General features: G+C 71.3%; 14 protein-coding genes. 2 read left to right on the forward strand and 12 right to left on the reverse strand.

The window, feature by feature from the left end; genetic code table 11:
• Positions 1-7: 7 nt before the first annotated feature.
• The 12 genes from yajC to pgsA form a co-directional block, all read right to left on the reverse strand.
• The gene (gene yajC / locus HEB94_RS34805; protein WP_192753773.1) at positions 8-355 is read right to left on the reverse strand and encodes a preprotein translocase subunit YajC; all 348 of its coding nucleotides are present in this window, start codon (positions 353-355) and stop codon (positions 8-10) included.
• A 135-nt stretch (positions 356-490) separates the two neighbouring features.
• Positions 491-1,594, reverse strand: a complete 1,104-nt coding sequence (gene ruvB, locus HEB94_RS34810; RefSeq protein WP_192753774.1) for a Holliday junction branch migration DNA helicase RuvB — start codon at positions 1,592-1,594, stop codon at positions 491-493.
• 120 nt (positions 1,595-1,714) lie between these two features.
• The gene (gene ruvA, locus HEB94_RS34815; protein WP_192753775.1) at positions 1,715-2,344 is read right to left on the reverse strand and encodes a Holliday junction branch migration protein RuvA; all 630 of its coding nucleotides are present in this window, start codon (positions 2,342-2,344) and stop codon (positions 1,715-1,717) included.
• Positions 2,341-2,931, reverse strand: coding sequence for a crossover junction endodeoxyribonuclease RuvC (ruvC, locus tag HEB94_RS34820; protein ID WP_192753776.1), 591 nt, complete (start codon positions 2,929-2,931; stop codon positions 2,341-2,343). The genes ruvA and ruvC overlap by 4 nt, the downstream gene beginning before the upstream one ends.
• A gap of 145 nt (positions 2,932-3,076) precedes the next feature.
• Complete coding sequence (locus HEB94_RS34825) at positions 3,077-4,873, reverse strand: protein kinase domain-containing protein (protein ID WP_192753777.1); 1,797 nt, start codon at positions 4,871-4,873, stop codon at positions 3,077-3,079.
• Between the two features lie 217 nt (positions 4,874-5,090).
• Positions 5,091-5,852, reverse strand: coding sequence for a YebC/PmpR family DNA-binding transcriptional regulator (locus HEB94_RS34830; protein ID WP_192753778.1), 762 nt, complete (start codon positions 5,850-5,852; stop codon positions 5,091-5,093).
• Positions 5,853-5,857: 5 nt separating this feature from the next.
• Complete coding sequence (gene pdxT / locus HEB94_RS34835) at positions 5,858-6,472, reverse strand: pyridoxal 5'-phosphate synthase glutaminase subunit PdxT (RefSeq protein WP_337918113.1); 615 nt, start codon at positions 6,470-6,472, stop codon at positions 5,858-5,860.
• A 188-nt stretch (positions 6,473-6,660) separates the two neighbouring features.
• Positions 6,661-7,560, reverse strand: coding sequence for a pyridoxal 5'-phosphate synthase lyase subunit PdxS (pdxS, locus tag HEB94_RS34840; RefSeq protein ID WP_192756848.1), 900 nt, complete (start codon positions 7,558-7,560; stop codon positions 6,661-6,663).
• 226 nt (positions 7,561-7,786) lie between these two features.
• Complete coding sequence (locus HEB94_RS34845) at positions 7,787-8,317, reverse strand: LemA family protein (protein ID WP_192753780.1); 531 nt, start codon at positions 8,315-8,317, stop codon at positions 7,787-7,789.
• On the reverse strand, positions 8,314-9,477 hold the full coding sequence (locus HEB94_RS34850; protein ID WP_192753781.1) for a glycosyltransferase family 4 protein: 1,164 nt from the start codon (positions 9,475-9,477) through the stop codon (positions 8,314-8,316). The genes HEB94_RS34845 and HEB94_RS34850 overlap by 4 nt, the downstream gene beginning before the upstream one ends.
• A gap of 47 nt (positions 9,478-9,524) precedes the next feature.
• The gene (locus HEB94_RS34855; protein ID WP_337918114.1) at positions 9,525-10,520 is read right to left on the reverse strand and encodes a phosphatidylinositol mannoside acyltransferase; all 996 of its coding nucleotides are present in this window, start codon (positions 10,518-10,520) and stop codon (positions 9,525-9,527) included.
• Positions 10,517-11,185 (reverse strand): phosphatidylinositol phosphate synthase, encoded by a 669-nt coding sequence (gene pgsA / locus HEB94_RS34860; RefSeq protein ID WP_192753782.1) that lies wholly within the window; start codon positions 11,183-11,185, stop codon positions 10,517-10,519. The genes HEB94_RS34855 and pgsA overlap by 4 nt, the downstream gene beginning before the upstream one ends.
• Positions 11,186-11,390: 205 nt before the next feature.
• On the opposite strand from pgsA, the gene HEB94_RS34865 reads away from it, so the two are divergent.
• Positions 11,391-13,556, forward strand: coding sequence for an elongation factor G-like protein EF-G2 (locus tag HEB94_RS34865; RefSeq protein WP_192753783.1), 2,166 nt, complete (start codon positions 11,391-11,393; stop codon positions 13,554-13,556).
• Between the two features lie 245 nt (positions 13,557-13,801).
• Positions 13,802-14,215: an HIT domain-containing protein gene (locus tag HEB94_RS34870; protein ID WP_192753784.1), complete on the forward strand. Its 414-nt coding sequence runs from the start codon at positions 13,802-13,804 to the stop codon at positions 14,213-14,215.
• Positions 14,216-14,234: the final 19 nt, after the last annotated feature.

Below are 14,234 nucleotides of genomic sequence, written 5' to 3' on the forward strand. Positions count from 1 at the left end.
CGGACCGTCATGCCACCGGTCCGTCTGGACCGTCGGTCGACTTCGTGGTGCTCTCGTCCTGCGGGAGCGCCGGCTGGTCGATGATCCGGACGATGGCCTGCCGGACGTGGCGGGCGTAGACGCCGGGGGCGATCTCGAGCAGAACGCTGTCGTCCTCCACCGCGTGGACGGTCGCCATCATGCCGGCGCCGGTCATGACCTGCTGTCCGGGATGAAGCTTGTTCTGCATCTCCGACGTCTCCCGCTGCCGGCGGCGCTGGGGTCGAATCGCGACGACCCAGAACAACACCAACAAAAGGATCGGAAGCAGCAGCGTCCAGAGATTGGCCCCGGTCGCAGCCTGGCTGAGGAGCATGGGGAGTCGTTTCCCTTCCCTGGGCGTCGTCGAGACAACGGCCGATCGTCGGCCACGGCCATGTCACGCACGGCCACCGGCGGATTCTAGCGGCGCCAGCCTGGGCAGACGCGTGCGGACCTTGTCCGTGGCGTGTCAGCCCGCGTTGCCCTCGCCCGCGCCGCAGTCGTCGTCGAACAGGCTCGGTGCTTGGCCGAACGCCACGTCGGTCGGCGGCGCCAACCCTAGTTGGCGCCACGCGGCCGGTGTAGCCACCCTCCCCCTGGGAGTCCGGGCGAGATACCCGCGGCGGACCAGGAAGGGCTCGGCCACCTCCTCAACGGTCTCGCGTTCCTCTCCGACCGCGACAGCCAGGGTCGACACACCGACCGGTCCGCCACCGAACCGGCGGCACAGCGCGTCCAGGACGGCCCGGTCGAGACGGTCCAGCCCCTCTTCGTCCACTTCGTACAGGTTGAGTGCCGCCTGGGCGATGTCCTGCCGTACGACACCATCGGCACGGACCTGTGCGTAGTCGCGGACCCGACGCAACAGCCGGTTGGCGATGCGAGGTGTCCCCCTCGACCGGCTCGCCACCTCCCGGGCGCCGGTGTCGGTGATCTGGACCTCGAGCAGCCGCGCCGACCGCCGAACGATCTCGTCGAGTTCGTCGACCTCGTAGTACTCCAGGTGCCCGGTGAACCCGAACCGGTCGCGCAACGGTCCCGGCAGCAGACCCGACCGCGTCGTCGCACCGACCAACGTGAACGGCGGAATCTCGAGCGGAATGGCGGTCGCGCCCGGCCCCTTGCCCACCACGACGTCGACCCGGAAGTCCTCCATCGCCATGTAGAGCATCTCTTCGGCGGGCCGGCTCATCCGGTGGATCTCGTCCAGGAACAGCACCTCACCCTCGGCGAGGGAGGAGAGGATCGCCGCCAGATCTCCGGCGTGCTGGATGGCGGGACCGCTCGTCACCCGGAGAGGGGCACTGAGCTCCGCCGCGATGATCATCGCCAAGGTGGTCTTGCCCAGCCCGGGTGGACCGGCGAGCAGCACGTGGTCGGGCGGCCGTCCACGACTGCGCGCGGCCTCGAGGACGAGACCCAGTTGGTCGCGCACCCGCGACTGCCCGATCAGCTCGTCGAGGGTGCGCGGTCGCAGGGCCCCCTCGACCGTCATCTCGTCGCCGGCTGCCTCCGCGGCCACCAGAGCACGGCCGGCGGGGTACGTGCCGCCGCTGTCGTCGTGGGACGTCATGCGGGCAACTCCTCGACGAGTGGGTCGTTGGGCAGATCAGGCATCAGGGCTCGCCACCTGGAAGTACGCGTACCCGACCACCGGCGCGAACCGGCACCGAACACGCGGAACCAGCCGAGATCAGGCCTTGGACAGCGTACGGAGGGCCGCGCGCAGCAGCGCCGCCACGTCGGGCACGGAGTCCTTCGCCTGCTCCTCCGCGACCGGGGCCACGGTGTCCAGCGCGGACTCGGCCTCCCTGGTGGACCAGCCCAGCCCGAGGAGCGCGCCCCGCACCTGCTCCCGCCACTCCGCTCCCGCGGCGACGCCCACCACCGGTGCCGCTCCCCCGACCGGCCGTCCGCCGGTCGGCGCGCCGAGCCGGTCCTTGAGCTCCAGCACGATCCGCTGGGCGCCCTTCTTGCCGATGCCCGGCACCTTCGTGAGGGCCACCAGGTCGTCGGTTGCGACGGCGCGCCGAAGGTCGTCGGGGCGGTGGACGGCGAGCATGGCCTGCGCGAGCCTGGGGCCGACGCCACTCGCGGTCTGCAGGAGTTCGAAGACAGTGCGTTCGTCGTCGTCGGCGAAGCCGTAGAGCGTCAGTGAGTCCTCCCGGACCACGAGACTGGTCGGCAGCGTCGCGGGCTCACCCACCCGCAGGTCGGCCAGCGTCCCGGGGGTCGCCCGGACCTCGAAACCGACGCCAGCGACCTCGACGACCGCGGTGTCGAGACCGACGGAGGCGACGTTGCCACGAACGAATGCGATCACTTCGAACTCCTCGGTGGGTCGGTAGCGCGCCGCGGGGGCTGCCAGCGGGTGGGTGCCGCCCGGCCGGCGACGGCGGCGGCCACCTTGAGCTTCGCCGCCTCGATCCTGGCCGCCGCTGGGCCCCGCCACAGATGGCAGATGGCGAGGGCGAGCGCGTCGGCGGCGTCGGCCGGCCTCGGCTTGCTGCTCAACGACAGGATCCGGGTGACCATGTTGGTCACCTGCTCCTTGTCGGCCCGGCCGCTGCCGGTGACAGCCGCCTTCACCTCACTCGGCGTGTGGAGGGCGACGGGGATGCCACGGCGGGCCGCGGCGGCGAGGATCACCCCGCTCACCTGGGCGGTGCCCATCACGGTGCGGACGTTGTGCTGGCTGAACACCCGCTCGAGCGCGACGGCATCAGGTGTGTGCTCGTCGAGCCAGCGGCTGACGGCCACGTCGACCGCGAGCAGCCGTTCACCCAGGTCGGTGTCGGGTCCGGTGCGGACGACGTCGACGGCGAGGAGCTCGAGCTGGCGTGGATGCCGGCCCTGCACCAGGCCGAGTCCGCACCGCGTGAGGCCGGGGTCGACTCCGAGCACGCGCACCCTGCCGACCCTCCGCTCCAGACCTCGGACCCACCCCTCGGGGCAGGGTCCTGGACTCGCCGTCCCGAACACCTGTTCGGAGCCTAGCGGTGAGGTGATCGTCGGACCGGTACGACGCGCCGACGGACGATCAGTCGCGGGTGAGTCAGCTGGCCCAGTCGAACCGGGGCAGCGGCTGCCCCTGGGAGGGCCACCAGTACACCGGCTCACCGGTCGCGATCGTCACCAGGAGCAGGAGGAAGACGGCGAGGGCGGCACCGGCGCCGACCGCGACCCAACGGCGCCGGCCGACCACGCGGTGCAGAACGCGCTCCGTCCCCTGCTGGACGGCCTGGCCCCGGACTCCCCACCAGGCCAGCAGGGCCATCGCGAGTCCTGCGGCGCCGCACATGATGTCCCAGCGAGGGCTGATCCCGCCGACGTAGAAGAACAGGGCGACGATCGCGACCAGGAGCCCGGCCCCGACAGCCGCGATCGGCAGGGTGAGCGCGGTGACGACGGTCGATCGCAGCAGGTGCCAGGGCAGCGCCAGGGTAGCGACCACGCCGTCCGTGCGGCGTCGTCCACGCTGGGCTCGGCGGCCCTCGACGAACTCCGCCGAACGGTCGACCGTACGGGCCAGGAGCAGCCACCCGACGAGCCCGATGGCGGCGCCTGCCGGCAGGACCGCTGCCAGCGTGCCGAGCACGCCGAACGCGAGCGCGGTCACCAGCCGATGGGAGGTACGGGGCGCGACGGCCGGCTGGGCCGGGACGGTCGCCTGCTCCTCCGGCGACTCCTCGACCCTCGTCGGCGCCGGGTCGACCGGGCCAGCGCGGTGATCCGCGTCGTACCTGCCGTCCGCGACGGTCTCGTCGTAGGCGTGCGCCGCGTGTTCGTAGGGGTAGGTCTCGGCGGCACGCCCGTAGGTCTCGGTCGGGTACGCGTCCTCGGCGGAACGCCCGTAGGTCTCGGTCGGGTACCCGTCCTCGGCGTCGTCGCGGACCTCCGTCGGATATGGGTCCGCGGCCGGCGGCCGGGACGCCGGCCGCGGTGCACCCGCCCCGAACCATCCGGTGGCCTCCTCCTCGGCTGGTTCGGCCGAGGCACCGCTCGGGCGCGTGCCGCCAGCGACCGGCGGCGGCTCCTCGCCGGTCTCCAGCCAGCGCAGCAGGTGGGGCGCGGTCGGGCGCGCGCCGGGATCCTTGGCGAAGCATCGGGCGAGCACCGGTGCGAGCCACGGCGGGCAGCCGGACAGGTCCGGCTCGTCGTGCAGGACGCGGTAGGCCACCGCCTCCAGCGGACCCTTGCCGAACGGCGCCCGACCGGTCGCCGCGTAGGTGACCGTCGCGGCCCACGCGTGGACGTCGGCGGCCGGGGTGATCTCCGCCCCGCTGAGGATCTCCGGCGCGACGTAGCCCGGGGTGCCGTAGACCATGCCCGGCATGGTCATCCGGGTGTCGTCGGCGATCTGGGCGATGCCGAAGTCGATCACGACGGCGATACCGTCCTCGATCAGCACGTTTCCGGGCTTGAGGTCGCGATGGACGACGCCCGCACCGTGGATCGAGCAGAGCGCGTCGGCGAGGTCGCCGGCCAGGTCGGCGAGGTCGGGGCCCTCCAGCGGTCCCTCGTCCTCGACGACCTCGTAGAGCGGTGGACCGTCGACGAACTCGGTGACGAGGTAGGGCATGGCCGCCGCCACGTCGGTGTCGAGCACCTGGGCGATGTGTCGCCCGCGGACCCGAGCGAGGACCCGGGCCTCCCGGGCGAAGCGCGCCCTGGACTCGGCGTCCCCGGCGACGTGCGGGCGAAGCACCTTCACCGCGACAACTCGACCGCGTACGTCGGTGGCGCGATGGACCACGCCCATGCCGCCTTCGCCGATCCGCTCCCGAAGCACATAACCGCCGAGTCTGGTCAACTCGACGGTCGCGGCGTTCTCGGCCAGGTCCCCCTGCACGTCAACACCGTAACCGGCGTACGCGAGGAATGTCGGTCACAAGCGTGCCACCGCCCGTGTCGGTGGCCCGGATGGACCGGGCGAAGGGGCGGATTCTGGTACAGCCGACCCGCGGGATCATGCGGTCGTGACCATGCCCGGACCGCTGCCCACACCAGGACGAACACGCCCTGAGAGCGCGACTGGTCGCCGGCTCTCCGGGCGCGTCGGGTGGGTCTCAGCCGACCTTCTCCATGATCTCGTCGGAGACGTCGAAGTTGGCGTAGACGTTCTGAACGTCGTCGCAGTCCTCGAGGGCCTCGACCAGGCGGAAGACCTTCGGAGCGGTCACCTCGTCGAGCGGGACGGTGACGCTCGGCACGAAGCTGGCGTCGGCCGACTCGTAGTCGATCCCTGCGTCCTGCAGCGCGGTCCGGACGGCGACCAGGTCGGTGGGCTCGGAGATCACCTCGAACGCCTCGCCGAGGTCGTTGACCTCCTCGGCTCCCGCGTCCAGAACCGCGCCGAGCACGTCGTCCTCGCCCAGCTCCCGGCCCTCCTGCTCGCGCGGGACCACGACCACTCCCCGACGGCTGAACAGGTAGGAGACGCTGCCCGCGTCGGCCATCGTGCCGCCGTTGCGGGTCGCCGCGGTGCGAACGTCGCCAGCCGCGCGGTTGCGGTTGTCGGTGAGGCACTCGATCAGGATCGCGACGCCGGCCGGGCCGTAGCCTTCATACATGATCGTCTGGTAATCGGCGCCGCCGGCTTCCAGGCCCGCACCGCGCTTCATGGCACGGTCGATGTTCTCGTTGGGAACCGAGGACTTCTTCGCCTTCTGGATGGCGTCGTAGAGCGTCGGGTTGCCCGCGGGGTCACCGCCGCCCACCCGGGCCGCGACCTCGACGTTCTTGATCAGCTTCGCGAAGAGCTTGCCGCGCTTGGCGTCGATGACGGCTTTCTTGTGCTTCGTGGTCGCCCACTTGGAGTGGCCGGACATGTCGGCTACGCCCCCTTCACGAGTTCGACGAAGTAGCGGTGGATACGGGTGTCGCCGGCGATCTCGGGATGGAAGGCCGTCGCGAGCAGGTCCCCCTGGCGAACGGCGACGATCCTACCGGCGGCGGGGCCCGAGGCGATCCGGGCGATGACCTCGGCGCTCTCCCCCACGCCCTCCACCCAGGGTGCCCGGATGAACACGGCATGGAAGGGAGGCGCGTCGGCCCTGGCGTCGATCCGGTCAAGCGACACGTCGGCCTCGAAGGAGTCCACCTGACGCCCGAACGCGTTACGGCGGACCGTCATGTCGATGCCGCCGATCGTCTGTTGCCCCTCGACACCGTCGCGGAGATGGTCGGCCAACATGATCATCCCGGCGCAGGTGCCGAACGTCGGCATCCCGGCGGCGACCTGCTTGCGAAGCGGCTCCAGCAGGTCGAACGCCGCGGCCAGCTTGAACATCGTGGTCGACTCACCGCCTGGGACGACGAGCGCGTCGACGGCCAGGAGCTCCTCGGGACGACGCACACTCACCGGCGTCGCGTCGCACTCGGCGAGCATCCGGTGGTGTTCGCGGACGTCGCCCTGCAGGGCGAGGATCCCGATCCTGGGGTTGGTCACAGAGTTTCCTTGCGGGTTCGGGGCAAAGCCCCAGTTTACGAGGGACAGACCACTGTCCTCGAAAGGCGAGCCTGTCCCTTCGGGACGGGCTGGTGACATTGTGTCCGGTGCGCCGGCATTCGGGCATCGTGGCGATGTGCCGGCGCTCCGGATCCGTCCGGAAGCTCAGGGGTGCTGGTGCCCGGAAGTCACCAGCCGCGGGTGGCGAGCCGCTGGCTCTCGGGGAGGTCGGTGACGTTGAGACCGACCATCGCCTCACCGAGGCCGCGGGACACCTTGGCGATCACGTCGGGGTCGTCGTAGAAGGTCGTCGCCTTGACGATCGCCTCGGCCCGCTTGGCGGGGTCGCCGGACTTGAAGATGCCGGACCCGACGAACACACCCTCGGCGCCGAGCTGCATCATCATGGCCGCGTCAGCGGGGGTCGCGAGGCCGCCCGCCGTGAAGAGGACGACGGGGAGCTTGCCGGCCTGGGCGACCTCCTTGACCAGGTCGTGGGGCGCGCGCAGCTCCTTGGCCGCGGCGTACAGCTCCTCCTCGCCCAGCGTGGACAGCCGCCGGATGTCGGCGCGGATCTGACGCATGTGGCGGGTGGCCTCCACGACGTTGCCGGTGCCGGCCTCGCCCTTGGAGCGGATCATCGCCGCGCCCTCGGAGATCCGTCGCAGCGCCTCGCCGAGGTTGGTGGCACCGCACACGAACGGCACCGTGAACGCCCACTTGTCGATGTGGTGCGCCTCGTCGGCCGGGGTGAGGACCTCGGACTCGTCGACGTAGTCGACACCGATCGCCTGGAGCACCTGGGCCTCGACGAAGTGCCCGATCCGGGCCTTGGCCATGACGGGGATCGAGACCGCCTCGATGATCCCGTCGATCATGTCGGGGTCACTCATCCGGGCCACGCCGCCCTGCACGCGGATGTCGGCCGGCACGCGTTCGAGGGCCATCACGGCGACCGCGCCGGCGTCCTCGGCGATCTTGGCCTGCTCGGGCGTGACCACGTCCATGATCACGCCGCCCTTGAGCATCTCCGCCATGCCGCGCTTCACCCGACCGGTGCCGGTGACGGGAGCGGCGGAGCCGCCGATGGGCGTGGCGTCGGGCGTGGGGGGCGTGGACTGCGGTGCGGTCACGGTCTACCTCGCGAGAAGGGGGGCTTGGGAAGGCACCTCCATGGTAGGCGTGAGGCCGGGCGTCGTGCTGGCGAGGTCCACCCATATCGGTCACCGCGTCGTCAACGGTCTGTCAACTCCGCGGGTCACGCACCTCGCTCACGCCCTCGCCCACACCCCTGGGGACCCGGAGGATCCTCGGTCAGGGGACGAGCCCCGCCGGAGGCACGACGTCCATCTCCACCGTCGTCGGCATCCTGGCCCGCCCGGCCAGCCGGAACCACCGCACCAGACGCCGCGTCCGCAGCGCACGCGTACTGGCCACAGTGTCGTTGTAGAACCGCCTGGCCATCTCCACCCGCCGGCAGGCGCCGCCGAGTTCGGCCAGCAGCTCCGCGGCGCCGGGTTGGCGGGCGAGCTCCTGACTCGTCTCCACGTCCGGGAAGACCACGGCGAGCGCCTTCGACAGGTCCGAACCAGCGATCTCGCGCTCCTCGTCCTCGGCCGACCGGGAACGCTGTGCCGCGTCCACCACGAGGAGCGAGGTGGCCGGGTCGAGAATCCCCGACGTCGCGAGTTCGAGCGCCACCGCCGCCCGGCGGAACAGTTGCGCCTCCAGCGCTGCCCGAGCGGCGTCGAGCCGGGTGTGCAGCCGGTCGATCCGGCCCGCGGTCCAGGACAGGTACACCCCCGCGACGGCGAGGACGACGAACGCGAGGATCAGCCAGCTCATGTGAGCCCGCCCGGGTGCGACAGACGCCCCTCCTCGGCGGCCTCGCCGACCCCCGGGACGCCCTCGGTGACCATCTCGTAGACCGACACGATCTCCTTCGCCACGCTCCCCCAGTCGTAGCGGCGGACCGCGATCCGCGCCGAGTCGCGCAGCCGGTCCCGAAGCTGCGGATCGGCCAGCAGTTCCAGCGCGCCCGCGGCGAGGTCGGCGCTGTCGCCCACCTCGAACAGTCGGCCGAGCTTTCCTCCGTCCACCACGAGGCGGAAGGCGTCCAGACCGCTCGCGAGGACCGGCGCTCCCGCCGCCATCGCCTCGACGAGCACGATGCCGAACGACTCACCGCCGGTCTGTGGGGCGACGTAGACGTCGGAGGTCGCGAACATGTCCGCCTTGCCCACGTCGTCGACCATGCCGAGGAAGGTCACGGCGGCACGGCACTCCTGCGGGAGCATGGCGCGGGCCTCCTCGACGTCACCCGGGCCGGCGACGAGCAGGCGAACGCCGGGATGTGCCGCCCAGATCGTGGGGAACGCCCGCAGGAGTACGGCGAGCCCCTTGCGAGGCTCGTCCAGCCGGCCCAGGAAGCAGAGCGTTCCGCCCTCGCCACGCCACTCCGGGCGCGGGACCGCCCGGGCTAGCCGGTCCACGAACAGGCCGTTCGGGATCACCACGGGCTCACCGCCCAGGTGCTGCACGAGGGTCGCGCGGGCGGGCTCACTCACCGCGATCCGGGCGCTGATCTTCTCCAGGGCGGGGCGCAGGATCGCCGACATCGCGCTCATCGCCCGGGAGCGCGGCATCGCGGAGTGGAACGTGCCGACGATCGGCCCGACGGCCGCCCACAGCGCCAGGAGCGAGAGGGAGGGGGTGGCCGGCTCGTGGATGTGCAGGACGTCGAACTGGCCGTCCCGGATCCAGCGGCGTACCCGTGTCGCCGACACCGGGCCGAACGCCAGCCGGGCGATGGAGCCGTTGTAGGGCACCGGGACGGCGCGGCCGGCGGAGACGACGTAGGGCGGGACCGGGGTGTCGTCGTCGGCTGGCGCGAGGACCGACACCGAGTGGCCCGCGGCCAGGAGCACCTCGGCCAGGTCGCGGACGTGGTTCTGTACCCCGCCGGGCGCGTCCATCGAGTAGGGGCAGACGATTCCGACCCTCATCAGATTCCGACCCCCATCAGACCGCGACCCCCATCAGGCGCCGACCCTCACCGCACCGGACCGGTGCGTTCGAGCGCGGCCCGGTGGCCGGCGTCGAGGTCGGCCACCCACAGCCGCTGCAGCATGTGCCAGTCCTGGGGATGCTCGGCGATGCCCTCCGCGAAGACGTCGGCGATCTGCTGGGTCAGGGCGCGAATGCCCTGCCGGGTCCCCTCGGGCCGCTCGACTGGATGGAACTGGATGTGCATCTGCGGACCGTCGTACCACAGCGTGACCGGCAGGAGGGTCGCGCCGGTGCGCAGAGCGAGCGCGGCCGGACCGGCCGGCATTCGGGTCGGCTCGCCGAAGAAGCTCACCTCGACGCCACGCGCGGACAGGTCGCGGTCGGAGACGAGGCAGACCAGGCCGCCGGCGTACAACCGGTCGGAGAGGATGCGCATGGGGTCCGGCCCTCCGGTCGCGGGCAGGATCTCGATCCCGAGGTCGGCGCGGTAGGTGACGAACCGGTCGTAGAGCCGCTCCGGCCGCAGGCGTTCGGCCACGCTCGTCACCGGCGCGCCGACGGCGGCCGCCCAGGCGCCCGCGAAGTCCCAGTTGCCCATGTGCGGCAGCGGGACGACGACTCCGTGCCCGGCCTTGAGCGCCTTCCAGAAGACGTCCTCGCCGTGGGTGACGACCCGGGACCTGATGTCGTCGGCGCGCAGGTCGGGCAGCCGGAACGCCTCGCACCAGTAGCGGAAGTACGACCGCATACCGGCCCGGCTGAGCACGCGGATCTCACCGGCACCCAGGTCGGGGCGGACCCGGGCCAGGTTGCGCTCCAGTTGGCGCACGCCCCGGGCCTCCCGCCGCCAGACCACGTCGGCGATGCGCTCGAGGGCCCCCAACGCCGCGTGTTCGGGCAGTTTGCGCAGGATCGCCCAAGCCGCGGAGTAGGCCGCGTAGATGGCGGCGTACTTCATCCGCTGGGTGATCGGTGGCCGTGTCGGCCGCGGCGCTCCGGCACCGCTCCGCGGGTCGGACGACCGTCCGTCCGGAGTCACCGCGACTCCTTCTCCGAGTTCCCCGCGACACGCGCGGATCCGCCGGGGCCGCCCGCGGCCGCATCGATCACCAGAGCCTGCTTACGGACGGCGAGGATCCGCTGGATCACCGTCACCGTGCTCGCCACGGCGAGCAGCCACAGCACCGCCGGCAGCAGGAACGGCACGCCAAGCCCGGCCAGGCCGGTCGCCACGAGCACCGCGACCAGCCGGTCGGCCCGCTCGGCGACCCCGACGTTGGCGGTCATGCCGAGGCTCTCCGCACGCGCCTTCGCGTAGGACGTCACACTGCCCATGACAAGGTCGTACAACGCGACGCAGGCCAGAAGGAAGCTGTTTCCGCCGCCGGCGAACCACAGGGCGAGGCCGCCGAAGACCGCCGCGTCACCGACCCGGTCGAGTGTGGAGTCCAGGAACGCGCCCCACTTCGAGGAGCGGTTGGACATCCGCGCCATCAGGCCGTCGACCATGTCGGAGAACACGAACGCGGTGATGACGATCGTGCCCCAGAAGAGCACTCCGCGCGGGTAGAACGCCAGCGCGCCGACGCAGACTCCGAGCGTCCCGACCAGCGTCACGATGTCGGGACCGATGCCGACACGCAGGAAGAAGCGCGCAACTGGGGTCAGCAGCCGTATCCAGAATTGGTGGAACCTTCGCAACATGTGGTCGTAGCCGCTCGCTCGGAGGCCGGGGTCGGGGCGTCACTTCAAAGACGCGCCGATGCTACTCAGCGCGTAGGGCTTGTGTGCCGGGCGGGCCGGGTGAAAGGTGGAAAACCACATGTCAGGGCGCCGCCACGGTCGGCGGCCACCGGCGACTTGGGCGCGTCCGGCTGGTCTGCACCGCGCGCGCAAGGAGGCGACGCCCATGACGGACAAACAGAGCAACCTCGGTGGAGCTGCGGTCAAGGCACCCACGGCCGACCGGCCCGCTGCCGTTCGCAACATCGCCCTGGTCGGCCCATCCGGATCCGGAAAGACGACGCTCGTCGAGGCACTCCTCGTCGCCACCGGCACGATCCCGCGCTCCGGCCGGGTGGAGGACGGGTCCACGGTGAGTGACTTCGACGAGGTGGAACACCGACAAGGGCGCTCGATCGGCCTGTCGCTCGCTCCGGTGGTCCACAACGGTGTCAAGGTCAACCTGCTCGACACACCCGGTTACGCCGATTTCGTGGGTGAGCTCCGCGCCGGCCTGCGAGCCGCCGACTGCGCGCTGTTCGTGATCGCCGCGAACGAGGGCGTCGACGGGCCCACCCAGGCCCTGTGGCAGGAGTGCGCCTCGGTCGGGATGCCCAGGGCGGTGGTGATCACCAAGCTGGACCACCACCGGGCCGACTACCCGAACGTGTTGGAGGAGGCGCGGGCGGTGTTCGGGGAGAAGACCCTGCCCGTCTACCTCCCGGTCGACGGGCAGCAGCAGGTGACGGGCCTGGTCGGCCTGCTGTCGGAGAAGCTGTTCGACTACTCCTCCGGGGCGCGGGCGGAGGGCACGCCGCCGCAGGCGTACGCCGACCAGGTGGCCGAGGCCCGCGGTGGACTCATCGAGGGCGTCATCGAGGAGTCCGAGGACGAGACCCTCATGGACCGCTACCTGAGCGGCGAGCGGATCGACGCGAAGGTGCTCATCGACGACCTCGAGAAGTCGGTCGCCCAGGCGTCCTTCTTCCCGGTCCTCCCGGTGTGCTCGGCGACCGGGATCGGGATGGTCGAACTCCTCGAACTGATGACCAGCGCGTTCCCCTCGCCACTCGAGCACCCGCAGCCCGAGGTCTACACCCCGATCGGCAAGTCGGTCGGTCGGATCAGCTGCGACCCGAACGGCCCGCTCCTCGCCGAGGTGGTGAAGACGTCCTCCGACCCCTACGTCGGCCGGATCAGCCTCGTACGGGTGTTCTCCGGGACGGTGCGTCCCGACTCGGCCCTGCACGTCTCGGGGCACCTGTCGGCGTTCTTCGGAGAGGCCCGCGGGCATGAGGACCACGACGAGGACGAGAAGGTCGGGTCCCTGTCCTCGCCGCTCGGCAAGCACCAGCGGACGCTGAACCACTGCGTGGCCGGGGACATCTGCGCCATCGGCAAGCTGACCCGGGCCGAGACCGGCGACACGCTGTCGGCGAAGGAAGAGCCCCTGCTGATGCGGCCCTGGTCGATGCCGGAGCCACTGCTGCCGATCGCGATCACGGCGCACGCCAAGGCCGACGAGGACAAGCTCTCCGTCGGACTCACCCGCCTCGGTGCCGAGGACCCGACCCTGCGGATCGAGCACAACGCCGAGACGCACCAGCTGGTCCTGTGGTGCATGGGCGAAGCGCACGCCGACGTCGTACTCGATCGGCTCGCCAACCGCTACGGCGTCCAGGTCGACCAGGTTCCGCTGCGCGTCCCGCTCCGGGAGACCTTCGCCGGCCGGGCGAGTGGCAGGGGCCGGCACGTGAAGCAGAGTGGCGGCCATGGCCAGTACGCCGTCTGCGAGATCGAGGTCGAGCCGCTCGCGCAGGGCGCGGGGTTCGAGTTCGTCGACAAGGTCGTCGGCGGGTCGGTCCCGCGGCAGTTCATCCCGAGCGTGGAGAAGGGGCTCCGCGCCCAGATGGAACGCGGGATCTCCGCGGGGTACCCCCTCGTCGACATCCGGGTGACGCTGCACGACGGGAAGTCACACAGCGTCGACTCCTCCGACATGGCGTTCCAGACGGCGGGGGCGCTCGCCCTGCGCGAGGCGGCCAAGGCGACGGCGGTGAACCTGCTCGAACCCGTCGACCTTCTGTCCGTGCTCGTCGACGACGACTATGTCGGCACCGTGATGGGAGACCTGTCCAGCCGGCGGGGCCGGGTCCTCGGCACCGAACCGGTCGGCCAGGGCCGCACCCTGGTCAAGGCGGAGGTGCCGCAGACCGAGGTGACGCGCTACGCCACCGACCTGCGCTCGATGTCGCACGGGTCGGGGACGTTCGCGCGGGAGTTCGTGAGGTACGAACCCATGCCCGCCCAGATCGCCTCGAAGCTGGTACAGGAACAGGCGGAGGAGTTCTGAGACCGGCTGAGCCCGTGCGTCCGATCCGAATCCAACCGGAACCCGAACCCGAACACGCCGCGGCCGTGCCCCCACCGGGCACGGCCGCGGCGTCGTCCCGCCTGAGTCAGGAGGCTCCGGCGTCCAGCGAGATCACCCGACACATCCCGCTACCGCGAGCACCTGGCTCGCGCGCCGGAGAATGTCTCTGGCCGGGTGAGGAATCCACCCGATGACCGCCGAGCCACGCTGGCTACGCTGCGGGGGTGCCGACGAGCGAGTGCGTCTTCTGCCGGATCCTGGCGGGTGAGCTGCCCAGCACCATGATCGCCGAGAACGACCGGGCCGTGGCGTTCATGGACGTCAACCCGGCCACCGACGGCCATCTGCTCGTCGTCCCCCGAAACCACACCCCTGACCTGCTCAGTGCCGAGCCGGCCGATCTCAGTGCCTGTGTCCTGCTCGCTCAGGCGATGGCGCGGCTCGTCCGCGAACGCCTGGGGGCGACCGGCGTCAACCTCGTCCAGAGTTCGGGCGCGGTCGCGTGGCAGACCGTGTTCCATCTGCACCTGCATGTGATCCCGCGTTACGACGGCGACCCGCTGCGGCTGCCCTGGGTTCCGGCCCAGGGTGACCCCGCGGCCATCGCCGCCGCCGCCGCCAAGCTCACCGCCGACTGAGCCGGGCCAACCGGACCGA

This window comes from Actinopolymorpha pittospori (assembly GCF_014873875.1).
Classification (GTDB): domain Bacteria; phylum Actinomycetota; class Actinomycetes; order Propionibacteriales; family Actinopolymorphaceae; genus Actinopolymorpha; species Actinopolymorpha pittospori.

Coding starts and splice junctions, on each gene's coding strand:
- HEB94_RS34830 (WP_192753778.1), bottom strand. CDS start 5,852: ATGTCCGGCCACTCCAAGTGGGCGACCACGAAGCACAAGAAAGCCGTC.
- HEB94_RS34850 (WP_192753781.1), bottom strand. CDS start 9,477: ATGAGGGTCGGAATCGTCTGCCCCTACTCGATGGACGCGCCCGGCGGG.
- ruvB (WP_192753774.1), bottom strand. CDS start 1,594: ATGACGTCCCACGACGACAGCGGCGGCACGTACCCCGCCGGCCGTGCT.
- yajC (WP_192753773.1), bottom strand. CDS start 355: ATGCTCCTCAGCCAGGCTGCGACCGGGGCCAATCTCTGGACGCTGCTG.
- HEB94_RS34845 (WP_192753780.1), bottom strand. CDS start 8,317: ATGAGCTGGCTGATCCTCGCGTTCGTCGTCCTCGCCGTCGCGGGGGTG.
- HEB94_RS34865 (WP_192753783.1), top strand. CDS start 11,391: ATGACGGACAAACAGAGCAACCTCGGTGGAGCTGCGGTCAAGGCACCC.
- pgsA (WP_192753782.1), bottom strand. CDS start 11,185: ATGTTGCGAAGGTTCCACCAATTCTGGATACGGCTGCTGACCCCAGTT.